This is a genomic window from Ktedonospora formicarum (assembly GCF_016587355.1).
Classification (GTDB): Bacteria; Chloroflexota; Ktedonobacteria; order Ktedonobacterales; family Ktedonobacteraceae; genus Ktedonobacter; species Ktedonobacter formicarum.
In genome coordinates, this window is sequence record NZ_BNJF01000001.1 from 1614661 (window position 1) to 1638561 (window position 23901).

Consider the following 23901-nt stretch of genomic DNA (forward strand, 5'->3'; position numbering starts at 1 on the left):
GTCAAGCATTCTCCCTCTACATTATTTCACGACCGTCGTCCGACTTGTACGCACCCATTCTGTAGTGTGCTTCTTGCTGCGCCGCACGACAAAATAGACCCAAAGTTTCCAGAGCATAAAGCCAGGAGCATGCCATAGCGCGCGATAGACCGCACGATCCGGCTGCAAAAAGTAGAGCCCCGTGACAAGATATGTGAGCAAGCATACCAGAGCCAGGAACGCAAGCAGAATATTAGGCCAGGAGAAGAGCAGGCAAGAGAATACAACCGCGATGATACAGCCACCAACCAGCAATGAGAGCGGGGGAACTAGAAGCTCAATCATTGCCTCCAGGCGGACCCCATCACGCGCACGGAGCCCAGACCAGAAGAGCCTGAGCGCGATCTTCCAGGAAGGCTGTTCAGGCTCCGCCGCCTCCCAACGCACATCCTGCGTGCGCATCTGCTCGAATGAGGTGGGCATATGCGAACGTGCTAGCGCCTCCGGCACATAGCGCACCCGCTCCCCCTGCTCCACAATCATCAAGTAATACTGGTAATCCTCAGCAACAGAAAAGGCGCGCCAGGGATAGAGTTGCAAGAGATCGCGGCTTAGGCACATACCATTTCCCGTCAGTGCGGCGGTACTTCCCAAACCATTGCGCCCTAACTGGCGCACATGATTAATCAGAGTTAGAGCCAGCCAGCGCAGAACAGTGCTAGGCGACTCGACGGTATTGAGAACAGTATTCTGAGCCTGCAATGCACGTGCTCCACGCACAAGTTCCCGGCTCATAGCCTCAAGGAAGGTTGCTTCGACTATCGAATCGGCATCAAGCACAACATAAGCATCGATATGCTCGGCCTCCGGTTCGTCTTCAATGCATTGAATGAGCCAGTTGAGAGCATAGCCCTTGCCACGTTTCTGCCGATCAAAGCGCTCATGCACATACACGCCCTCGTACTGGCGCGCAATCTCAGCCGTACGGTCATCACAGTTGTCAGCAACCACATGAACAGCATACTTCGTCTGGGGGTAGCGCAGCTTGCTAAGGCTTTCCAGCAGGTGAGAGAGAATGACCTCCTCATTATGAGCGGGAATCAAGATCGCAAAATGACGCGCTTCATCAGTCGTTATCTGTGGCACAATCTTCCTTGATCGCTTCCGCGCATAGAGTAGAGCTGAGAAACAGAGAAGGCACAGGTAGAGCAGAGGCAAGAGAAAGAGCACCTCCAGGCTACCAAGTAGCCACCGAAGAGCATCGAGCAATATCATACCTGTTCTCTCTTCCTATCATACTGGTTCAGCGCGGATAATAGCCGTTCGCCGCATGAGTGCCAGCTATATATACGCTCCACAAGATCTCGTCCTGCATTCCCCAGAGCTTCCCGTCGTTCCCTATCGCGCAGTAGGGCAACCACTGCGTGCGCGAAATCTTCCGGCTGATCCTCTATCAGTAGGTGTTCGTGCGTGTGAACTTCCAGACCTTCACAGCCAATCGAGGTTGTCACAACGGCCTTGCTCATCGCCAGGGCTTCCAGAATCTTCAGACGCGTGCCGCTACCTACGCGGAGCGGGACTATCGAGACTGCCGCCTCAGACAGATAGGGCTGTACCTCCGGCACCGAGCCTGTCACGGTAATTCCTGGAAGTTCGCCTAGGCGTTGTACCTCGAGCGAAGGATTGCGCCCTACAATCTGCCAGGTAGCCTCCGGCACTTCACGTCGGATGAGAGGCCAACACTGGCGCGCAAAGAGCAATACAGCCGAACTATTGGGGTAGTAATCCATCGTGCCCGTAAAGACGATATGATTGGCCTTCTCCCGTTCCCGACTGCTTGAACGAAAACTCTCAACGTCAACTCCATTGGGAACGACCGTGACAGTCTTACCGGGCAAGAGCCTTCCCCAGACTTCTCGCTCACGCTCACTGGTAACCAGGAGCAGGTCCGCTGCTGCGCAGCGTTGAAGTTCTCCCTGGCGCAATTTGCCATATTCCAACCAGTTGAACAACTTGCGCGCTGGCTCACGCTCGCTCTCATAGGTGCGTCGAACCAACTCATGCTCGATATTATGCTGATCAAGAATTACCTTGGCACCGTGAGGGAGGCGGTATCCGGCGATGAAAAGCCCTTCATAGAGCACTGTATCAAAGGTTTCGCGCGCGCATAGAGCGTCAATAGCTTCTTGCATAGCAGGCAAAATACAACTAGAAAGGGAGTATGACTGACCACGTAGCAGCGTGCGGATTTGAGCCTGTCGCTTCCCTGCCTGTGGAGGGAAGGGCACAAGCTGCACGTGCCGAGCGAGGCCGTGGAGCGGAGAATGAGTCCGATACATCTCATACTCTTCTGGACTCACCAGCGCAATCAAGCTGATATCATGCCGACTCGCCAGAGCTTGCAACAGGTAATAGCTACGGGCACTAGCTCCCCACCCCGTTCCTGGCAGGTAGGCGCTCAGGATCAACATTTTCAAGCTTCTTTCGCTCCTCTCGCTCTTCCAGATCAGGAAGCTTCATTAAGATGCCCATAGTCAGGCCAAAGAAGATCACATTACGGAAAAAATAGAGCTGATAGTCAGCAAAAGCCACAATCACCTCCATTAGCGTAGTCCCCAGGATAAACAGGCCAATGAGCTGGATATAGCGGTCCCGCAGGTTGCGAACAATCAGACAACCACGCACGATCATGGTGCCGAAGACAAGCCATAGTGCGAAATAACCAATATACCCAAGTCGCATCCATACCCAGTAGATCGTGTTATGCGGGATAAACTGATAGGGATTGCCATCGGCAGTGGGATCGCTGGTTGCCAAAATCGCCAGAGGCACTGGCTGCAAGAACGGTTTGCCAAAGCCTAGACCCATAGGATTTAACTGTACGGTATAGCGCAGGTCAAAGTTCTCAATCCAGCGATACATGTTCGAGCTAGCATCAGCTCCCTCGGGGCTGAAAACAGAATACACAGCACGGGCAGGAGCGGCAAAGGCTCCACCTGCATGAGCAAAGGCAAAGACATAGATAGCACCCGCCACAGCAAGCGCACTCAGGAGCGTTAACAGGCGTCCTCTGATATGAGGCTTAATTACCATGGTCAGTATCCAGACTAACCCGGCCCCCAGAAGTAACGCGATATAGTCCGTACGCCGCTGGTTGGCGACAAGTGCCAGCAAGAGTGTTGGCAAGCTCAGGATGATAACCCACATCTGAGCTCGGTCGCGATACTGCAAGACAAACAGCAACAGGAGCAAAAGCACTGAGACAAAGAAGAAAGAGACCTCATGCCCCAGGATATCATGCTGGGCCGTCATATTCCCGTGCAGCGGCCCAAAGAGAACATAAACTCCTTGAAATGACTTGATAGTTGAGCAGAGAATCAAAATCCAGAAGAAAGTGCGCACCTGTTTCTTATCGGTCAGCAGATTATAGGCCAGCAGGTAGGTCATGAAGATGTACCAGAAGGGGCGAACCTCTAGCACGATAATCTTAAACACGCCGCCACTTGCTAAGCCATGCACAATCCCCCAGACAACGCAGAGTAGTAAACCCAGCAATGGCCCCAACATAGGGCCACCCTTAAAGACAGGCCGCTCGCGTGCTAACAAATGCCTAACAATGATGACGAGAAAAATGTAGAGCATGAAGAACCCGATGGGTCGCTCGGGTAATCCATTAAATTTGGGAGGCCAGGCATAGATGGGTAAGTTGTCCGTAATGATTGGCGTATCGAGGGAGAGTGCCTCAAAGAGCACCACACAACCTGCCACCAGATAGAAACCAACTATGGGGCGACGCGCAACCAGGATCAGTATGCTCCCAACTAGCGTCAAGCCAAGCAAAGTACTAAATCCAATCACGGTCGCCAGCAGTATTAGAATAGGAGTGAGAACAAGAACGGAGACAAGAATTAGCCAGAATAGACGCTTCTCGCCGAGTCTACGCTCTTTTTCTACTCCTTCGACATTCGTTGTATCGTCTACAAGTAGCCTGGGGCTGGTTTTCAGACGCATATCCATGAACACATTGCCTCATCAGGTGAAGAACAAGTAAACCATCAGCACCACGACAACGCTCGTGAGCCAGAATTTCGTCTTGCGCGAGTACTGCTGCGCTACTATCCCAATGAAAAAGAAAACAACCAGGAGGGCGAAAATGGTTTTCATAGTTTGTGCCTCTATACGTTAGAGTAGCTGGCGTATCCAGTTAGGGATCTTACTCTGCATCTGATTCATAATGATGCCCTGGAGAGGGAGGTCCTTTAACTGCTCACACGTCTCGGCGATCATGCGATCCGTCGTCACGCCCGCACGCACCACAACGATCAACGTATCTACCAGCGTAGCTGCCAGGGAACCATAACCAGCCGTCACAACAGGCGGAAGATCAACAAGCAGAAGTTGCTCATGACGTGGCGACAAAAGGTTTTTCAGGCCATCTCCCCGCATCTGTTGCAAAAGGCGAACCGCATCTTGTTTTCCCGATCCTGCGGGTATCACAGTCAGGTTTTGTGCAATCTGGCGGCGCATATCGTTATCACCACACTCACCGCGCAACCATTCCGCCAACCCAGGAGTTGCATCACATCCAAAGACTTCATGTAGACTTGGATGCTCCCAGTTACACTCTATCAATGTCACCGGGACGCTACTATCTTGGGACAGGGAGAGGGCCGCAATACTTGCCAGGAACGACTTCCCTTCACCGGGAATGGAGCTTGTAAAGCCAATACTATTAATCGTGGTATCGCGGCGGAAGAAGATAGAGAGGCACATCTGCCGACAGCGCTCCTTGAGCGCATGTAAGTTCGCTAACTCTTCGTTCAAGCGAGCCAGGGCTCGTCGTCCCTTTACCGTTGGTGCTGGCGTCGCAGGCACCTGTGGTATAGGCGCGAGTTTAGACGCTTTCGCTTCTTTTTGTTGAACTACCTCTTTACTTTGAAGCACATCATCGCTGTGAAGCGTCTCTTTGCGCCCCTTCACAGCAACAAACTTCTCGGTCTTCGCCTGGTCTGGATCATCGACATCTTCAACCTCACGGGCCATATCGGCCTCAATCACCTTCTGCTGTTGCATATCCTTTGGCATATCTCCCTCAACTCATTTCTCAACTAGAGTCTCTCACGCTTTCGGATGCTCTCATCGAAATTTCTGATGCTACAGCTTTGCGAGGTTAAGGCATTCTACATAGCACTCAACCTCGCACCTATTGTCCTAACGTTCCGACCGAGACTACACAGATGGTAGTGTCTGGCTGGTAGCAAGGGCCGTCGTCCCTGCGGTCAGGTATGGAGTCTGCATCATAACGGGCAGTGAGGTTATTTTCTGAATGTCGGAGGCGGTATACACGGCCCGGTCACGCCGCACCATCATCACGACATAGAGGACAATGGCAGCGAGCGCAATTCCCAGACCAGTTCCAGCGCATAAGAGAAATGACTTCATGCGAGACATTGGTAAGCCAGGAGAGGTTGAATCAACGACCTTAAAGAGATCGCTAGAGCCCTGCCCCAGAGTCGCCAATTGTTGTCTGAGATTATCAATGGCGGTTTGAATATTTTGATAGGAGGTCTGAGCTTGTTGTGTCTTAGCATGCAAGCGCGCATACTCAGGATCGCTAATCTGTGTAGAGCGAGCCTTGTCAGGATGCTGCTGCAAATAGGTCGCCTCATCCGTCACCGCTTTATCATAATCCTCTTTGGCCTTCGCCAGCTCACCTTGATAGGCATCCAGAAGTTTCTGCCCATCGTAGAGAGCAAGGCTAGAGCTCTGACCACCAAACTGCGAAATGACATTCTGTACTATGCGCTCCGCCACGCGCGAGTTACCGCTGGTATAGCTAATCGACAACAGGTTATAGCCATTGGGAGTTACAACAACGTTGTCAGCAACCTCAGTTGCCATAGCGTCATCGATATCCTGAGAGCGAAAGAGGCCATTCACCTTATAGCCTAGTGACTCACGCAGTTCATCCGCCAGTCCGGTAGAGCGCGAGACGTTTAAGGCAAAGACACGTGTATGCAGGAGCTCTTTAAGCGCATTAGCCTGGGTCTCAGCGGGTGTTGCCTCCAAATTGCTTTCGGGCCCTGTTGAGCCGACAGCAGTATAACGATGCAATGCCCAGACGGTCGCGGTCGACTCGTAGGAGCGAGGCAGCAACAACGCGATACCAACGCCAATAAGAGGAAGGATAACTATAAGCCCAAGAAAGCCCCACAGCCTGCGAAAAATGGTTTCCAAGGTACGCCGCATGAGAACCTGACCCTCCTAGAATTTAGCACTACGGTGTAGCTTACCTCTTGCACGCGCAGATCAGGTGCTTTTTGGTGTGAAGAGCAGGTTCTCAAAGCCCCTTCCAGGTTCTATTCAAGTAGCGAAAAATGAACCATTCTTTCAAGCCTGTCTGCCAGGAATAGGTTACCAACTCCAAAGGGTATATTCAATGAAAGCGCTTTCCAGGCGGGTTTCTATAGGAGAGCATTATCTCAGCAACACAACCTCCCCTTTGCTCATACAAATAACACTACTTATCCACCAACACCGACATCCCATTGCTACATGAGGCGGCTATCTTCTACATAGCAAGTAACGCAGGATCGCAACATTACGGTCGAATGAACATACTTAGTTTTCGAACTGAATAAGCAATCTTAAGCAAAAGCCTGAGCGCGATATAGCGTTGGTTTTCGCTTAAAGAGAAGGTCTCAGGTGAAAGCCAGTACCGCTCTACGCGCTTAGGTTTTCACTTAAGGGAAGCTTTGTTTTCTTGTGAAAGGCAGGTTGACGTGACGCAGGATGCTCATGTCGTCATTGGCGCTGGCCCCTACGGGCTGTCAGTCGCGGCACATCTCAAAGGTCGGGGGCTTCCAACTCACACCTTTGGAAAAACGATGGAGTTCTGGGAGCAAATGTCTCCTCAGATGTATCTCAAATCATCATGGAGCGCACTTAATATCTCCGATCCCAGGCAGGCTTATAGCCTTCCTCGCTACGCCCAGGCCGTTGGTATGGAGAAGCAAGAGCCTGTCGCTCTCCAGACTTTTCTGGCCTACGGGCATTGGTTTCAGCAACATGTCGTACCTGACGTGGATGAGACCTATGTCACGCATGTGTCACGCGCCGGTAAAGGCTTCCATCTGGCTCTGAACGATGGACGCGAGTTGGAGGCACGTACAGTCACGATAGCGACTGGTGTCGCTCCCTTCGCCAATATTCCAGAGGTACTCACGCACCTTCCAGCGCATCTAGTCACACATAGCCAGGAACACCGGGAACACTCCAGGTTTCATGGCAAGCAAATGGTCGTGATCGGCAGTGGACAGAGTGCGCTGGAGTCAGCGGCGCTCCTCCATGAGGCAGGTGCGGCCTCGGTTGAAGTTATCGCGCGCGGCCCTATCAACTGGATTGATCGCCGGCTCTACTACTACACGGGCCCGATCAAGCGAATATTCTATCCACCGAGTGATGTTGGCCCCCAGGAGTCAACTGGCTGGTGGCCTATCCGCTGCTCTTCCGCCTCTTCCCAGACCACACACGTGCATCGCTTGATCAGCGCGCGGTTCGCCCTTCGGGTTCGCGCTGGCTACGACCACGTGTCGAGGGAAAGGTTACCCTGACTGCCCATACAAGCATACGGGAAGCAAAAGAACAAGGCGAGCGTGTATGCCTACGCCTGAGCGATGGAAGTGAGCGCGAGGTCGATCATATTGTACTTGGCACAGGCTTTAAGGCAAATATTCATAAACTGACATACCTTGACGAAGCGCTCCGTAACGAGGTCAGGCATTACCAGGGTAACCCGCTCTTGAACGGTTGGTTTGAATCTTCAGTTCCCAACCTGCACTTCGTGGGAGCGTCAGCCAACTTTAACTTTGGTCCGCTTTGCCGCTTTGTAGTAGGCGCGCGCGTCGCCGCGCAACAGGTCGCCAAACACGCGGCGCAAGTAGCGTAAGCATCACGCCAACACGGCGCGTTCACCCACAATGACAAAAGGGTTCAAGCATGGCACAACGACAAGAACAGCCGGGTGTGGTGGTGCTTGGTAGCGACTTCAAGGCTCTGGGTGTGGTACGAAGCCTGGGACGACAGGGAATCCCTTGCGTTCTCGTCGACAATGTGCCACGCTCAGCCTGGTTTTCGCGCTACACGGTCAAGCGGCTCACATGGAAGGGCCCACATCTGGATGGGCCCGATTTCCTGAGTTTTCTGCTCAGCATTTGTAAGGCCTTTCACCTCGATCAGTGGCTAGTGTTTCCAACCGATGACGCCGGAGTGGGCTTCGTCGCACACCATAGGGATGAGTTGGCTCAGTGCTATCGGCTCGTCACACAAGACTGGCATGTGATCCGCTGGGCGCACGATAAACGCCTGACCTATAGCATGGCTCAGGAGGTAGGTGTCTCCGCGCCCCGCACCTGGTATCCGAGCTGTGAGGCGGATCTTGCCAGTCTGGAGATCGAGTTTCCAGTGCTACTCAAGCCAGCAATCTCGATTAATCTCCAACATGCTGTACGCGCCAAGGCCCTGCCAGCCGAGACCCATGACGAACTCCGCACCTCCTACAGACAGATGGTGAGCCTCATTCCGCACAATGAGATCATGCTTCAGGAGATTATTCCGGGTCAGGGACGGCAGCAGTTCTCGGTTGCAACCTTCTGTAAAGAAGGTGAGGTGCTATTGAGCATGACCGCTCGACGCACGCGACAATATCCTATTCATTATGGGTTGGGAAGCAGTTTCGTTGAGGCGGTAGCGGTTCCCGAGATTGAGGAGATGGCAGCAAAGCTCATACGCCATATGGGCATCACTGGCATGGTGGAGGTTGAATTCAAACAAGACCCCCGTACTGGCGAATACAAGGTACTCGACATTAATCCGCGTCCCTGGGGCTGGCATACGCTCTGTGTAGCCTGCGGTTTCGATTTTCCCTTGATCCAATACCGTGATCTCATGGGAGAACGACCACAAATAGCAGCGCCACGCTATGGCTATCGCTGGTTACGCGTCTTAACCGACCTACCAGCAGGAATACAGGAGATACGCGCAGGCCAACTCTCAGTCTTAGCCTATCTGCGCTCCTTGTTTGGAAAGACGGTCTTTTCTGTCCTGGATTGGCGCGATCCTCTGCCAGCCCTTGGCGATTTAGCCATCGCTCTGCGGCGCGCGGCTAACGGATCTTTCAAGCAAAAGGTGTAAAGAGCATGGACAAACTACGTAGAGTGGTGGGCGGTACTGTCATTTCGCTCCTGGGTCAGGGTATGACCTGGACCTCGACCCTGCTACTCACAATCGCCTATGGGCGCTTCCTGGGAGCATCACAGTTTGGTGAGCTCTATTTCGCACTTAGCTTCGCAATGCTCATTGGGTTTCCCCTGGAGTTCGGCTTCAATCAGCAAATTACCAGGGATGTAGCTCAGGATCAGGGCAAGGCCCTGAGTTATCTCTCAAATGCGCTTCTGCTCAAAGTGCTCTTCTGGCTCATCCTCTACGTCTTCGCGCTGCTTTTCAGTCACGTTATGGGTTATAGCACAGAGCAAAGTAATTTAATTGCGATCTGTGGCTTGACGCTGCTGTCAAGCTCTATAGCGACGACATTTGCCTCGCTCCATTATGGGTTAGGGAATGTGGTCTTTCCAGTGATAGGCACGATTCTGGAGAAGGGGCTCTCAGCGCTCTTTGGCTATCTGGTCCTCAAATTCGGGGGCAATGTACAGCAGATGGCTCTGGTGCTTCTGGGTGGCTCACTAGTAAGCGCTTTATGGCAAGCGCTCTGCTTCTATCGCAAGGTGGGTTTAGGTTTCACGCTGGACAAGGCGTTGATTCGCGACCTGTTGCGCACAAGCATTCCCTTCATCGTCAGTGGCGCGATAGGCGTAATCTATTATCGTATCGATACGGTGTTGCTGCAACTACTAACCAGCACAACCGTCGTTGGTTGGTATGGAGCCAGCTACCGCCTCTTTGATACGTTGATCTTCCTACCATCACTTATCATCAACCCTATCATGGCACCAATTTACGCCGATCTGTCGCTGGCATCGCTAGACAAGCTTAAAGTAGCCGTGGAGAAATCGCTCAACTTCTTGCTCTTCTGCGTGCTCCCGATAGCCACAGCCCTGCTCGTTGCAGCTCCTAATATCATTGGTGTGCTATATCATAATCCTGAATTTCAACATACGACACCAGCATTACAGGCTTTAGCGCCGGGACTGGTCTTCCTTTATGTTAATACAGTACTCGTCAGTGTGATTATCAGTCTGAGGCGTGAGAAGAGGATGACCATTTCTGCTAGCATCGCTCTTGTGTTTAATCTGGCACTCAACTTCTTCCTCATCCCACACTTGCAGCATGTAGGGGCAGCATTGGCGACCTCTCTGACAGAGTTCCTATTGGTTTGTGTCAGTCTCTGCTTTGTTCCACGCGAAATACTCTCATTCCATAGTCTGGTTGTAGCCAGCAAGGCGTTTCTTGCCAGTATGGTGATGGCGCTCGTTATCTGGATCTTACGCAATACGAGTATCTATGTATTGCTTCCAGCCGGAGCTATAACCTATCTCGCGGTCGCCTTTCTCATTCGCACCATACCCACTGAGGACCTACGCATGCTCCTGACTGCGCTACGTCATAAGGCAGAGCGAGTGGAGACTACACCCGAGATCGCGCCAGTCGAGGAGGTTATGTTCGAGCTAGAGGAGACTACCCTGCCTAGAATCACCGCCATTACTCGTCCACTACGCCGTACCAATCCTCTTCCCGAGAGGACGGAAATTGATGAAGAGGTCACGCGACCACGCATACCTGCGCTCCGCTCTGAGCCACGTCGCCGTCGTGATACATTAGGGCTGGAGGTTGACCTGTGAAGCATGTGCTCAATGCCGCACTGAAATACGCAACCAACCATATCATCGGGCATATTCCGTCGCGTAGGCTGCGCCTGGGCTGGTATCGGCGTGTGCTAGGCTGGCGTATCGGGCATGGCACACAGATCCTCATGGGACAACATATCCAACTTGGAAGTATTCGCCAGAGCAAGGTCAATATTGGACATCATGTCGCTATCAATCATGGCTGCCTACTCTACGCTACTGGGGGAATAATCATTGGCGACAACGTGAGCATAGGCGCCGGGAGCTGGCTAGTCACCGGTAGCCATGAGCTCAATGATCCTGGCTTCCCCGATACCTATAAACCTATCGTGATAGAAGACTACGCCTGGCTTGGCGTACGCTGTACTATTCTCCAGGGCATAACTATTGGTCGCGGCGCGGTTGTCATGGCGGGAGCGGTCGTCACACGCGATGTCCCTCCATTCGCTATTGTCGGCGGCGTTCCCGCGAAGGTGCTCAAGTATCGCGAGTTGCGCGAACCAGCCTATACCCTGAATTTCTCCCCTCTTTTCGAGTAAGATAAAAAGGAGAGGATGGCGCAATTTGGTCGCACCATCCTCTCCTTTTGCTCTCTACTTAGCTCTTCTTGTAGATAGCATCGCGCACAACCTCAAACCAGGCTTTGTTCATAGCAATAGCTCCAGCAGCAGTAGGATGTAAACCATCTTTGAGCAGGTAGGTGGCCTTATTCGGCTGGAACAGAGCATAGAGGTCTGGGCCGCTAATCAAACCATTCTCCCTGGTAATCTTATCGATAGCCCGATTGTAGGCCTCAATTTTCTGATTCACCTGCGTGCCTCTATCACCAGCCATATTGACAGGCGTAATGTGCGCCAGGATCGGGATATGGCCCGCGCCCTTTATCTTCTGAACGACCTGACGCATATTAGCTTCGTAGCGCTCAGGGGAGACTGCTTCCAAAGCATCATTGGACCCCCATTGCAGAAGCCAATAATGAATATCGGGGTTAAGCTTGAGCCATTCATCGATATGCTCAACCGCCCCCTGCGATGACCAACCGCCCAGACCCGCATCAAGCATAGCTGGATAGCGCTGGCTGTAAGCATTGTGGACATTGAGCGAAAATGAGGGCTGGTTCTCGGGATAACGGTTATAAGCCATACCAGTGATCGAGTCGCCAGAGAAGATGAAGGTATCATTCGTGCTCTGTGACACATCGTACGCCTCAAGCTCATCAATTTCTAGATCGTTGCGTAGAGGCAAAGGTGAAAGTTTGGTGGCGGTCATCTTCACCCAGCTCTGACCTGCAAAGTCGAGTAAATGCTCTCGCACACGCGCTTGGTTGCCACTCACAGTCGCCAGAGTCCGCCAGTGCCCATCCTGTCCATCAGTGCTATCAGCAGAGACGGAAATAGTATAGTCCTGAGGCGCTGACCCCTTATTGGTAATGTAATCGAACTGGTAATCACTAAACCAGATAAAGAGGAGTTTACTCGGCCCCTTATCCAAATGGAGTGCGCACCAGCTTGGCAATGATTGAGGCGTGGCCTGCCAGTAACCCCAGTTACCATACTTGCCATCGGTCAGAACCTGCGCCCCAGTAGGACTGGTATTATTGCCACATACCGCAGGCTTGCCCTGAGAGACAAGCACACCATCTCCATGCGTGGTGCCATTCGTATCAGTCGAGGTAGTTGGGCTATTTGCTGGCTTGTATGCATCAATGACACTCTTGATCGCATAGAACTGTGGTTTGGGCTGGCTGGTATCGACATTGAACATATCCAGCCCACCGTAACCAGTATAACTAGCGGCAGCATACTGACAGGCAATGGTCACCTTAGCGCGGATCATGGCCTCCAGAGCATCTTTACTAAACTTGGTGATAAAGTCAGCCTTCTCACCATAACTTGGAGGAGGGCTACCAGGATCAAAGTTCCATTCGGTCACGGCAATAGGTACATCGTGATCTAGCTTTTCCTTGATCTTTGCACGCAACTCCTGTACAACCTGCTCAATAGTACCTGCTTTCTTCAGGCAAGCATCCTCAGAATCTTGCCAGCAAGGATACCAATGGAAGCTGATCGCGTCAGGAAAGACAGCAGAAGCTTTGACACCGTTGAGAAAGGTATTGATATAGCCTGTATGGCGAGAGGCGCGTCCAAGCTCACCCACATCCAGGTTACTGATCGAAGGCCCAAGGAACTTGGCTTGCGGGTTTACTCTACGCAGTTTGACAACGAGGTCGCTCCACTGTTTTACATACACTCCCGGGTCGATGCGCGGCTCATAATAATCTGGCTCATTGCCAACTTCATATATCTGACAGCGATTCCCCAGGTATTGTACTAGATGAGTATTAAACTTCTCGTTGAAAATATTTGCCAGAACCCCTAAACATTGCGCTCCACTTCGCTCAATGGCACCTACCCGTTTATCTATCTCCACATCCGAACTGGTATCTTGAAAGTAGGTTCGTACCAGTGTAAAGCCTCCTGCCTTCAGGGTATCCTGGATGGCGGGCTGTGTCTGGAAATTGTGCGGCGACCATTCAATGGCGTCATTCGTACCAAACACATACGATGAGGTGCCATCCTTCCAGATAGCCTGCCCTGGCAGGGTTGGCTTTTGCGTCGCGATTGGTTCATTCGTCGTTGATGTTTTCGTTGTTGTGTCTTCACGTGAACACGCGGAAAGCGCCAGGGCACACAGCAGAAGCAGATTGCCCAGTAATGCAAGCCAGCGCAAAGGGGATGTCGAATGCCGCACGTCTCTGATCCCTTCTATAACAATTCATAGATACGACATACCATAAGTTCATCATAGCGAGAGGCCCTCGGGAATACATATACCCCGCCATGAAACACGGTACCACTTCGTAGTGTATTTACGATGCTGGACAAGGTACAAAAATGGTGGTGGTGGAGCAGAGGCATGATAGCTACGGGATACATCACTTCTACGCCCGAAAGGAGCGATGCCTACATAAACGCAACCACATCCATCACTGCGCCACAACATCACAAGGATATGCTTAACAAGACGACATTTTAGTGAGAGGGATATGAGCATATCATGATTGAGACGAGCCTGGGCCAGATCTCCTGGCAAACCTTTATTGAGCAGCACAAGCAGGCAACATTTTATAGTCAGCCTGCCTGGTTGGCCTTGATCCAGCGCGTTTACGGCTTTACGCCGCTTCACCTAATACACCTAGAAGATGATAAACAGCCAAGCGCCCTGTTGCCGCTGTATAGCGTACGCAGTCCACTCTCAGGTTCACATCTCGTCTCCCTGCCCTTCTCAGATCAGGCGCCATTGTTAGCAGACAACGAGGCTAGCACACTCAAACTTATCGATGAGGCCATTGAGCTTACCCGACAACATAAGGCCAGATATCTCGAACTGCGTACAGGTGAAAATCCCGTGCTCGCAGAACATCCTGCCTTTGTTGAGAGCAACTTATATGTCACGTGGCATCTCGCATTGGATGCGGACCCGGCTCAGGTGTGGTCACACCTGCGAAAACCAGTTCAGCATCAAATTAAAAAGGCCCGTAAAAACGGGCTACTCATCCGAAGCGCGCTCACACGTACCGATGTTGAGCGCTATCACCAGCTACATGTGTTGACCCGCACACGTAAGCATGGGATGCCGGCCCAGCCAACAAAATTCTTCTATGAGCTCTGGGACACATTCTCGGCGCAGCAGCAAATGATGGTTCTTCTGGCCGAGCATGGGGGACAAGTAATAGCCGGAATGGTCCTCCTTGGCTCAGGAAAAACTCTCCGCTACGCATATGGAGCCTCTGACGAACGCTACCTGCATCTGGCGCCTAATAATCTTCTAATGTGGCGGGCCATCGAGTGGGGCTGTGAGCATGGATACGAAATATTAGATATGGGCAGAACCGCGCGTGATAACGAAGGATTGATGGAGTTCAAACGACGCTGGGGAGCTGAGCTGCGCCCTTACCATATTACTATTATCCACAGCAGGCCGGATTAGCAACGACCTCCGAACAAAGCTGGAAATATCGCCTGCTCACCTCTAGCTGGAAGCGACTTCCGCTATCTGTGGCTAGCACTCTTGGCGGACAACTGTACCGCTATCTCGGTTGAGACAAGTTAAAAAGATTGTGCGACAATCTCAAATAATGCGAGAGGCAACAAGATATATACAACATATAAATAAGAAAAAGAAGAATACGCGTTTTCTTACATGTCCTGAGCCATTGAGGGCTGAAGCACTTCAATACCCAGGGCACGTAGTTGTGAGACTATTTCCTCCGATGTTCGATCATCAGTGATGATCTTCTGGACAGCAGTTGCTGGCGCGACAATATTGGTAGCGACCTTGCCAAACTTGGTATTGTCAGCGACCAGGATTACTTCACGGGCACATTGGATGATAACACGGTCGGTAATCGTCTCCAATGGGTCGATGCTGGTCAAACCATCCTGTAAACTCACGGCACGCATGGAGATAATAGCCTTGTCAGCACGCAAATCTTTCAATGTTTGTTCAGCAATATGCCCAATCATCGAGAGCTCAGAATGACGTACTACCCCTCCGGTAATAATCAAAGTGATATTCTCTTTCTCAGCCAAGTGATAGGCAACGTTGAGAGCATTCGTGATGACAGTCAGTTTCTGCTTATTCTCCAGGCAGCGGGCAACTTCGAGCGTGGTTGTGCCAGAACCAAGAAAAATAGTTTCGCCATCCTTGATCAGAGAGGCAGCTAGACGACCGATACTCCGCTTCTCTTCTCTATTCTCAACGCCTCGTTGCACAATTGGCGGCTCTACCGTAGCCAGTTCGGCAGCACTCACCCCACCATGCTCCCGCTTTACCCGGCCCATTAACTCCAGCTTCTTCAAATCACGGCGGATAGTTGGCTCACTGACCCCCAGATATTCGCTCAGTTCTGTCACACGTATATGTTGGCGCTCTTTGACGATATGCTCTATCTGCTCAAGCCTCGCGGTCGTTAACAGTGTATCCATTCTCCCCTGTGTCCTTTTGCAACCCAAATACTGATCATTCTTGATTGATATTATAGCTATAATGGCACAACACTGTCAACAAAGACTCACATGTGATCGTTTTTGTGCTTCCACAGCTTGACATTGATATTTTTGGATGGTATATTCCGAAAAAGCAATCAAAAACGATCATTTTTTGATTGCTTACGATCATCTCGCTTATCTACGATTCATCAGAGAAGCAGAATCTCATCTATCCACCGATGATAGACGCAAGCAAGGCACAACCCTTCTATTTTGATTGTCTTCTGCGCACAAGATAAGCAAGATGATAAATGCGATATCTAGCACGCCCCATCCGGTAAGAGTCGACTTGCACCTTGAGTGTTACGCGGCTCTATAACTATTTGACCTGCCTATGGTCAGAAGGAGAGAGTGAAGTGAACAAAAAACTCTTTTCCCTGGGCTGCATCTTTATGTTGCTAGCCATCTTCATCAGCGCCTGTGGAGGCGACGACGCCTCTTCTGGCGGGACTGTAGCGCTCAGATATAGTATCTGGGATAAGAATCAGGTTCCGGCCCTGCAACAGATCATCGACAAATTCGAGAAAGCCCACTCCAACATCAAAGTCACCATTGAAGTGACACCATACGCCCAATACTGGACAAAGCTTGAGACCGCAGCGACAGGCGGAAGCGCCGCCGACGTCTATTGGATGAACGGCCCAAACTTCCAGAAATATGCCTCAAACGAAATCATCGCCCCAATTGATGAGCAGATTAACAATGACAAAGTCAGCCTGGACAACTATCCAGCCTCGCTAGTCAACCTGTACACCTACAATGGAAAGCACTATGCCTTACCTAAGGACTTCGACACTATTGGGCTCTGGTACAACAAGACGCTCTTTGACGCGGCTGGTGTGAAGTATCCCGATGATACCTGGACCTGGGATACATTGCGCGCAACCGCCAAGAAGTTGACGAACTCCGCGAAGGGAACCTGGGGCATCGCGGCACCTATGAACTCCCAAGAGGGCTTCTACAACACAATTCCTCAAAATGATGGTTATGTCATTTCACCAGATAAAAAATCATCAGGTTTCGACTCTGAAGCCGCCATTGGTGGTCTGAAGTTCTGGACTGATCTCATCCAGGATAAATCCTCTCCTACCGAATCACAAATGGTCGACACCACGCCCCTTGTCATGTTTGAGTCGGGCAAGGTCGCCATGATGTACGGTGGGTCCTGGGATGCGGTTGAGTTCCATTCGAACAGCTACACCAAAGACAAGGTTGCCGTTTCCGTCTTGCCACAGGGAAAGAAGCGCGCGACTGTTATCCATGGTCTAGGCAATGTGATCTCGGCCAACACAGAGCATCCTGAACAGGCATGGGAATTTGTGAAATACCTGGGTTCGCAGGAAGCGGCAGAAATGCAGGCTAATACAGGCACTGTAATTCCAGCGTACAATGGGACACAAGATACCTGGGTGAAAGCCTATCCGAACTTCCACTTGCAAGCATTTATTGATGAGTTGCAATACTCGGTTCCTTATCCTATATCGAAGAATACCCAGGTATGGAACGATGAGCAGGATAAGATTCTAACCCAGGTTTGGTCGGGACAGCTCGATCTTGAGACCGGAGCAAAGCAATTGGCAACGCAAATGAATCAAGCCCTCGCGCAAGAGAAATAATCGTACCATACAAGCCGCTCACCGACAGCGCTGTCGGTGGGCGCACCATGTTCTAGATGGAGGTGACGCTTGGATACCGCAAGCATTGAGGTGGCACAGACATCGAAAAACGCTGTTACCCACATAAGACGCAGGTCCACCAGCCAGAAGAAGAGAAAAGACATCCTCTGGGCATATGCCATGATATCTCCACTGCTCATCGGCCTTTTGATCTTCTATATCTGGCCGGTCTTTCAGACGTTCTTCTTTAGCTTTACGCATTGGGGAGCTTTTGGCAAATATAAGCTGAGTGGACTCTCTAACTATCAAAGCATGCTACAAGATCCCGAGCTAGGGCGTGCCTTACTTAACACCCTTATCTACACCGTCCTGTCGGTCGTAGGTGGAATCGTCGTCTCGCTCTTCTTCGCTGTCCTGCTCAACCAAAAGATACGTGGTGTTGGGGTCTACCGCACGCTCTACTTTCTACCAGTGGTCACAATCCCGGGAGCAGTGGCGGTCATCTGGCGCTGGCTCTATAACGGTGACTACGGTCTGATTAACTACTTCCTGGGATTGATCCACCTCACAGGAACAAGCTGGCTGACCAATATGCAGACCGCGCTCTATGCCGTCATTGTGGTCGCTATCTGGGGCGCTGTAGGCAATAATATGGTATTGTTTCTGGCAGGCTTGCAGGGCATTTCGAGCACTTACATGGAGGCTGCTGCCATCGATGGCGCAAGCCCGATCAGAAAATTTTTCCATGTAACCCTACCTCTGCTAACACCTACAATCTTCTTTGTGACCGTAACATCTCTCATCAATGCCTTTCAAGTCTTTGACCTGATTTTTCTGATGTTTGGGCAGAACAGCCCCGCCCTGCCTGCGGGAGAAACTATTGTCTACCTATTCTATCAGCACGCATTCATTGATAACGATAAGGGATATGCATCGGCTATCGCGGTGTTCTTGTTTGTTGTCATCCTGCTGGTAACCATCATGCAACTTCGCTTGCAGAGGCGCTGGGTGCATTATGACTAGCGAGCTAGCACAAGGTATATGGTTGACAGATATGGTCTTAGGAGGAATTCTATGATTGAACAGGTGAAGGCAAAAGCACATAAGGTACACACAACAAAGAGTTCCTGGATCATTCATACAATCCTTGCTCTCGGCGCGTTGCTCTTTATCGTTCCCTTTCTATGGATGGTTCTAACGTCTCTGAAGACACTGGCAGAGGCAACACATGTACCGATGTTATTCTTTCCCGCACAGTTACAGTGGAATAACTACGCTCAGGCATTCTCGACGCTGCCCTTTCTCACGTTCTACCAAAACACCCTATTGATGACCATCGGGCGCACGTTGGGGCAACTTACCTTCTGCTCATTAGCGGCCTATGCCTTCGCGCGTATCGAGTTCCCTGGGCGCAACATCATCTTTGTGGTGGTACTCTCTATCTTGATGATCCCTAGTTATGTCTATCTGGTACCACAGTACCTCATTATGAAGGACTTGCATTGGCTTAATTCATTGCAGGCGCTGATTGTGCCAGGTCTATTTAGCTCTTTCGGAACATTTCTCTTGCGTCAGTTCTTTCTCAGTTTACCGAAAGAATTGGATGAGGCCGCTTGCCTGGATGGCGCGAACCATTTACAGATCTACTGGTATGTCATTTTGCCACTGGCAAAGTCGGCCCTGATCGCTCTTGCGATTCTGACCATTCTCTGGTCCTGGAATGACCTGATCTGGCCGCTGGTCGTGAACGATTCAACCGATAAGATGACTCTGGCCGTGGGACTAGCCACTCTTCAAGGCGAACATGGCACCAATTTCCCGGTACTCATGGCGGGAGCGGTACTTGCATCCTGGCCGATGCTGGTTATGTTTATCGTCTTCCAAAGGCATTTCATCGAAGGCATTGCCATCACTGGCACAAAAGGCTAAAGTACGCAAGCGTAAAGAGTCACTTACTATTTACCAGAAAGGAATCCTGGGATGACCCCCATTACACTACTTATCATTGGCGCTGGTAGTCGAGGAAAGACATACGCGAGGTATGCCCTACAGCATCCAGACCAGGCTCGGGTCGTGGGTGTCGCAGACCCGCGTGAGTTCTTCCGCTCACATCTAGCAAGGGAGCATCATATCTCCCCGGAGAATGTGGTTGAGGACTGGCAACAACTGGCTGAACGGGCAAAGTTCGCGGACGCAGTAGTGATCGCGACGCCTGACGCGCTCCACCGCGATCCAGCCGTCGCGTTCGCAAAGCAAGGCTATGACATTCTCTTAGAAAAGCCCCTGGCTCCCGATCCCGAGAGTTGTCAGAGGATTGTTGAGGCAGCATTGGAGCATCAAAATATTCTGGCAGTTGGGCATGTGCTCCGTTACACAGCCTATACACAGCGCTTGAAGGGTCTTCTCGATTCGGGGTTGATCGGTGACATCCTGAGCATCCAACACTTGGAACCGGTGGGATACTGGCACTATGCACACTCATTCGTGCGTGGCAACTGGCGAAACGAGGCCGAGTCGTCATTTATGCTTCTAGCGAAGTCCTGCCATGATCTCGACTGGTTGCGCTATATCATTGGGAGCCCCTGTGTGCAAGTCTCGTCATTTGGCTCGCTATCTCACTTCCGTAAAGAGCGAAAACCAGCGGAAGCAGGCGAAGCCACTCGCTGCCTGGAGTGCGCCTATGAGCACGCCTGCCCTTATTCGGCGAAGCGCTTCTATACCAACAGACTACGCGAAGGGCAACTCCACTGGCCGCTAGACGTAATTACGACTGATTTCTCTGAGGACGGAGTAGAGTCAGCGCTACGCGACGGCCCATATGGACGTTGTGTGTATGAGTGCGACAACGATGTGGTAGATCATCAGGTGGTCAACTTACAATATGAAAACGGTACGACAGCTGTATTCACGATGATCGCAACGAGCGAGATTCGGGATCGCGAGACACTAATTTTTGGAACCAAGGGTGAGCTACGCGGAAATGGAAAGCAAATCGTTCACTATGACTTCCTGACAGAGCAGACGACTACTTACGAAGTTGAGCGCCTGGAAGAGGCCAGTGGACATGGCGGAGGCGACTATGGACTGATGAAGAGCTTTGTAGCAGCAGTAGCTCAGCACGATCCCAGTCAGATCCTCTCAGGCCCCGAGGAGTCGTTGGAAACACACCTTACGGTCTTCGCCGCCGAGCAGGCACGCCGCGAGCAACGTGGCGTCCAGTTAGCACATTAATCGGAGAATAGTAGCGCATATGCAACAAGCACAGACAATCCCACACGATGCCCTGGTTGTAGGGGTCGACGTAGGGGGTACAAAGATTGCCGCAGGTGTGGTGGATACGCAGGGCAATGTACACGGTCGTATCAAGATCACAACTGATACCAGTACCCCTGAACGCACCCTGAGCTCAATCGCCCAGGGAGTCAGAAGCGCAGTTCAAGCGACTGGTGTAACGATGGAGCAGGTGCATGCGGTTGGACTGGGAATACCAGGCATGGTTGATCCCGCGCAAGGTATCTGCCAGATCTCTGTTAACCTGGGCTGGCAGAATGTGGAGGTAAGATCCTGGCTTGAGCGGGAGCTACAGCTTCCATGCGCCATCGAAAATGATGTGAGCGCGGCAGCTCTGGGCGAAAGTATTTACGGAGTGAGCAAGGGGCTGGACAATATGGTCTACCTCAGTCTAGGGACAGGCATCGCGACCAGAGCCATCATCAATGGAAAGCTCTATCGCGGCGCGCATGGCATGGCAGGCGAGATCGGACATGCAAGCTTCAACCCCACTGGCCCCTTATGCCGATGTGGGGGACGAGGATGCCTGGAAGCGCTGGCGGCTGGTCCAGCTCTAGCTCTGCGCGCTCAAGACGAACTCAGGAGCGGCAAATCATCGCTCTTACGAGACCTAATAGGTAAGCAGCCTCTGGAAAACCTGCGCTCCGAGGACGTCTTTGAGGCCGCTCGCAAAGGCGACGCGCTCGCCACAAAGATTCTGCGTGAAGCAGGGCAATACCTGGCATATGGTATCTACTTGTTAAGTATGAGCCTCGATCCTCAGATAGTGATAATCGGAGGAGGACTGGCTGTAGAGGGGAGCCCGCTCATTGAAGCCATACACGAAGGCGTTACGCGCTGGTTGGAGAACTCTCCCATCTTTCGCGAAATGAGCGGCCTGAATCTGCTTCGCCTGAGCAGCTTGCAACATGATGCCGGAATTACTGGCGCGGCAGCCCTTATTACATCTGCCCACTAGTTAGCAAGCAGACAAGAGGACTGATAGCTTTGCACTCAATTCAAGGAGCTTTATTCGACATGAGCAATGGGGAACATATAACAGTTACAATCCCTGGTGGATATGAGACACATACACTCTACGAGATATTGACACAGCCGGTGGCATGGAGAGCAGCCCTTGAGGTGGTGGCAGCCAGCCAGGAGGCCATACAGAAGCTCTGGCTATCGGAGCAATACACAGAGATTATTGTGACCGGCTGCGGCTCAACACACTATCTCTCTCAGGCCGTTGCCCCTCTGCTTCAGCAACAATTGGGCGTACGTGCGCGCCCGGTTCCAGCCTCAGAGCTGCTACTCTTCCCGGACACAATCTATGCTCCCGGTAGCCGTCCTCTGCTTTTTACGATCTCACGCTCGGGCCACACGACCGAGACCATCCGCGCAACCGAGGCATTCAAGCGCCGGCACACAGAGCCAGTAGTAACCATTGGCTGCTATCCTGAGGCAGAACTGGTAGCATTGAGCGATCTGGCATTGATCATCGCTGAGGGACAAGAAGAGAGCGTCGTGCAGACCCGGTCCTTTAGCGCGATGTTAGTCACAGCTCAGGCCGCGACAGCCCTGGCACATGAGCCTCAGTTCCAGGCCATGCAGCGCCTCCCCGCCCTGGGCGAGAACCTGATCAAAACCTATCATGACCTGGCAAAAGCACTAGGCGAAGAGAAAGGGATTGAGCGCTTCTACTTTCTGGGTTCAGGTCTACAATATGGGCTGGCCTCCGAAATTAACTTAAAAATGAAAGAGATGTCGCTCTCTGTCTCCGAGGCTTTCCACTTCATGGAGTTCCGCCACGGCCCAATGTCGATGGTCAATGAACGGACCCTGGTGGTTGGTCTGCTCTCAGACAGCGCCAGCGAATATGAATTGGCCGTCTTACGCGAAATGCGCGCCCTGGGCGGGCGCACGCTGGTCCTATCCGAAAATCAGGTCACATCTAAGGCTGCGGATTATCAGGTAACCTTCAACTCGGGGCTGGCTGAAACCAACCGCGCTGTGCTATATCTACCGGTCCTTCAGTTGCTCGCTTACTACCGTGCGCGCGCTAACGGGCAAAACCCTGATCAGCCACATAACCTGACCGCAGTCGTCGTGCTTGATTCGAGTAACTAGATATGTTTATCACAGTCGTTCCCAATCCCGCGCTCGATAAAACTGTCGTCTTACCTGGCTTCGCCCCAGGTAAGATCCATCGTGCCAACGAGCTCATCACACTCGCTGGAGGAAAGGGGTTCAACTTCGCCAGAGCACTTCGCACGTTGGGCGAAAACGGGCTCATCCTTGGGCCTGCAGGAGGCTTCGCCGGTCAACAATTGTTAGCGCTAGCCACTCGGGAGGGGCTACAAGTCGAGCTTCAAGAGGTTACCGCCGAGTTACGCACCTGCCTGACCATCGTGGACCCCAAAGATAATTATCGCTTAACGGAAATTTATGAGCGGGGAGCCCCTCTCACAGTAGAAGAGTGGGCCTCCCTGGTGCATAAAGTCAACTCAGCTCTGCCCCAAGCGCACTTTATGGCAGTGTGTGGCAGCTTTCCGCCAGGAGTGCCAGAGGATAGTTTAGCAATGCTGCTCCGCGCGGCGCAGAACAATTCAGTCCCAGTCTTGCTCGATGCACATGGCCCTCAACTTACTGAAGCCCTGATCTATGCACCGGAACTACTCAAGATCAACCAGTTTGAGGCAGGCGAACTCCTTGGCTCAAAAGTTTCTGACCCCTCCCAGGCCCTGGAAGCTGCGGGCGAATTACGACAGCGTGGCGCGCGTGCCGTGGTCATCTCGCTTGGGAAAACAGGAGTTGTAGGTTGCGCCAGAGATGGGCAACGCTTTGGCTGGTCGGCGCCTACGGTGCCCGCACTTTGTGCGACTGGAAGCGGTGATAGCCTCCTGGCTGGTATCGCCGCCGGATTATTACGCGGTCAGGAGTTGCAAGAGGCTGCACGTTTGGGAGTAGCGGCGGGAGCAGCTAATACTCTGATCCTGGGCGCGGGGCGCCTGCATCTGGCGGACGTCGAGCGACTTCTCCCCTTTGTACAAGCTCTGTTGTGACACATTTGCTAAGAGCGTCTGAGTGGCAGGCTTAGTAAATGGACAGCATACACTATCG

The 23901-nt window shown here is 52.0% G+C and carries 19 protein-coding genes; 12 read left to right on the plus strand and 7 right to left on the minus strand.

Translation table 11 applies throughout. From position 1 onward, the window contains the following. Positions 1-21 precede the first annotated feature (21 nt). From K3T82_RS06990 to K3T82_RS07010, 5 genes are all read right to left on the minus strand, one after another. Complete coding sequence (locus K3T82_RS06990) at positions 22-1254, minus strand: glycosyltransferase family 2 protein (RefSeq protein WP_220192764.1); 1233 nt, start codon at positions 1252-1254, stop codon at positions 22-24. Then, positions 1251-2450, minus strand: a complete 1200-nt coding sequence (locus K3T82_RS06995; RefSeq protein WP_236031254.1) for a glycosyltransferase — start codon at positions 2448-2450, stop codon at positions 1251-1253. The genes K3T82_RS06990 and K3T82_RS06995 overlap by 4 nt, the downstream gene beginning before the upstream one ends. After that, on the minus strand, positions 2404-3996 hold the full coding sequence (locus K3T82_RS07000) for a hypothetical protein (RefSeq protein WP_220192766.1): 1593 nt from the start codon (positions 3994-3996) through the stop codon (positions 2404-2406). Before K3T82_RS07000 ends, K3T82_RS06995 begins: the two co-directional genes overlap by 47 nt. A gap of 165 nt (positions 3997-4161) precedes the next feature. After that, on the minus strand, positions 4162-5052 hold the full coding sequence (locus K3T82_RS07005) for a CpsD/CapB family tyrosine-protein kinase (RefSeq protein ID WP_220192767.1): 891 nt from the start codon (positions 5050-5052) through the stop codon (positions 4162-4164). Positions 5053-5208: 156 nt separating this feature from the next. After that, complete coding sequence (locus K3T82_RS07010) at positions 5209-6228, minus strand: GumC domain-containing protein (protein WP_220192768.1); 1020 nt, start codon at positions 6226-6228, stop codon at positions 5209-5211. A 533-nt stretch (positions 6229-6761) separates the two neighbouring features. On the opposite strand from K3T82_RS07010, the gene K3T82_RS07015 reads away from it, so the two are divergent. The 4 genes from K3T82_RS07015 to K3T82_RS07030 all read left to right on the plus strand — a co-directional run bounded on the left by K3T82_RS07015 (position 6762) and on the right by K3T82_RS07030 (position 11380). Further along, positions 6762-7592, plus strand: a complete 831-nt coding sequence (locus K3T82_RS07015; RefSeq protein ID WP_220192769.1) for an NAD(P)-binding domain-containing protein — start codon at positions 6762-6764, stop codon at positions 7590-7592. A 385-nt stretch (positions 7593-7977) separates the two neighbouring features. Then, positions 7978-9171 (plus strand): carboxylate--amine ligase, encoded by a 1194-nt coding sequence (locus K3T82_RS07020; protein ID WP_220192770.1) that lies wholly within the window; start codon positions 7978-7980, stop codon positions 9169-9171. Positions 9172-9176: 5 nt separating this feature from the next. Further along, positions 9177-10835, plus strand: a complete 1659-nt coding sequence (locus K3T82_RS07025; protein WP_220192771.1) for a flippase — start codon at positions 9177-9179, stop codon at positions 10833-10835. Then, positions 10832-11380: an acyltransferase gene (locus tag K3T82_RS07030; protein WP_220192772.1), complete on the plus strand. Its 549-nt coding sequence runs from the start codon at positions 10832-10834 to the stop codon at positions 11378-11380. The genes K3T82_RS07025 and K3T82_RS07030 overlap by 4 nt, the downstream gene beginning before the upstream one ends. Before the next feature lie 58 nt (positions 11381-11438). Here K3T82_RS07030 and K3T82_RS07035 read toward each other — a convergent pair whose 3' ends face one another. Then, positions 11439-13592 carry an SGNH/GDSL hydrolase family protein gene (locus tag K3T82_RS07035; RefSeq protein ID WP_220192773.1) on the minus strand — a complete coding sequence of 718 codons (2154 nt, stop codon included), beginning with the start codon at positions 13590-13592 and terminating at the stop codon, positions 11439-11441. Between the two features lie 306 nt (positions 13593-13898). On the opposite strand from K3T82_RS07035, the gene K3T82_RS07040 reads away from it, so the two are divergent. Then, positions 13899-14831: a lipid II:glycine glycyltransferase FemX gene (locus K3T82_RS07040; RefSeq protein ID WP_220192774.1), complete on the plus strand. Its 933-nt coding sequence runs from the start codon at positions 13899-13901 to the stop codon at positions 14829-14831. 209 nt (positions 14832-15040) lie between these two features. Here K3T82_RS07040 and K3T82_RS07045 read toward each other — a convergent pair whose 3' ends face one another. Continuing rightward, entirely contained in the window at positions 15041-15829 is a 789-nt protein-coding gene (locus K3T82_RS07045) for a DeoR/GlpR family DNA-binding transcription regulator (RefSeq protein WP_220192775.1), read from the minus strand. A gap of 455 nt (positions 15830-16284) precedes the next feature. Between K3T82_RS07045 and K3T82_RS07050 the strand changes: the two genes are divergently transcribed. The 7 genes from K3T82_RS07050 to K3T82_RS07080 all read left to right on the plus strand — a co-directional run bounded on the left by K3T82_RS07050 (position 16285) and on the right by K3T82_RS07080 (position 23843). Next, positions 16285-17508: an ABC transporter substrate-binding protein gene (locus K3T82_RS07050; RefSeq protein ID WP_420799294.1), complete on the plus strand. Its 1224-nt coding sequence runs from the start codon at positions 16285-16287 to the stop codon at positions 17506-17508. A 69-nt stretch (positions 17509-17577) separates the two neighbouring features. Next, complete coding sequence (locus tag K3T82_RS07055; RefSeq protein ID WP_220192777.1) at positions 17578-18531, plus strand: carbohydrate ABC transporter permease; 954 nt, start codon at positions 17578-17580, stop codon at positions 18529-18531. A 51-nt stretch (positions 18532-18582) separates the two neighbouring features. Beyond that, positions 18583-19437 (plus strand): carbohydrate ABC transporter permease, encoded by an 855-nt coding sequence (locus tag K3T82_RS07060; protein WP_220192778.1) that lies wholly within the window; start codon positions 18583-18585, stop codon positions 19435-19437. A gap of 51 nt (positions 19438-19488) precedes the next feature. Further along, positions 19489-20739, plus strand: a complete 1251-nt coding sequence (locus K3T82_RS07065; RefSeq protein WP_220192779.1) for a Gfo/Idh/MocA family protein — start codon at positions 19489-19491, stop codon at positions 20737-20739. 19 nt (positions 20740-20758) lie between these two features. Further along, entirely contained in the window at positions 20759-21757 is a 999-nt protein-coding gene (locus K3T82_RS07070) for an ROK family protein (RefSeq protein WP_220192780.1), read from the plus strand. A gap of 59 nt (positions 21758-21816) precedes the next feature. Then, positions 21817-22908, plus strand: a complete 1092-nt coding sequence (locus K3T82_RS07075; RefSeq protein ID WP_220192781.1) for an SIS domain-containing protein — start codon at positions 21817-21819, stop codon at positions 22906-22908. 2 nt (positions 22909-22910) lie between these two features. After that, positions 22911-23843 (plus strand): 1-phosphofructokinase family hexose kinase, encoded by a 933-nt coding sequence (locus K3T82_RS07080; RefSeq protein ID WP_220192782.1) that lies wholly within the window; start codon positions 22911-22913, stop codon positions 23841-23843. The last annotated feature ends 58 nt before the right edge of the window (positions 23844-23901 follow it).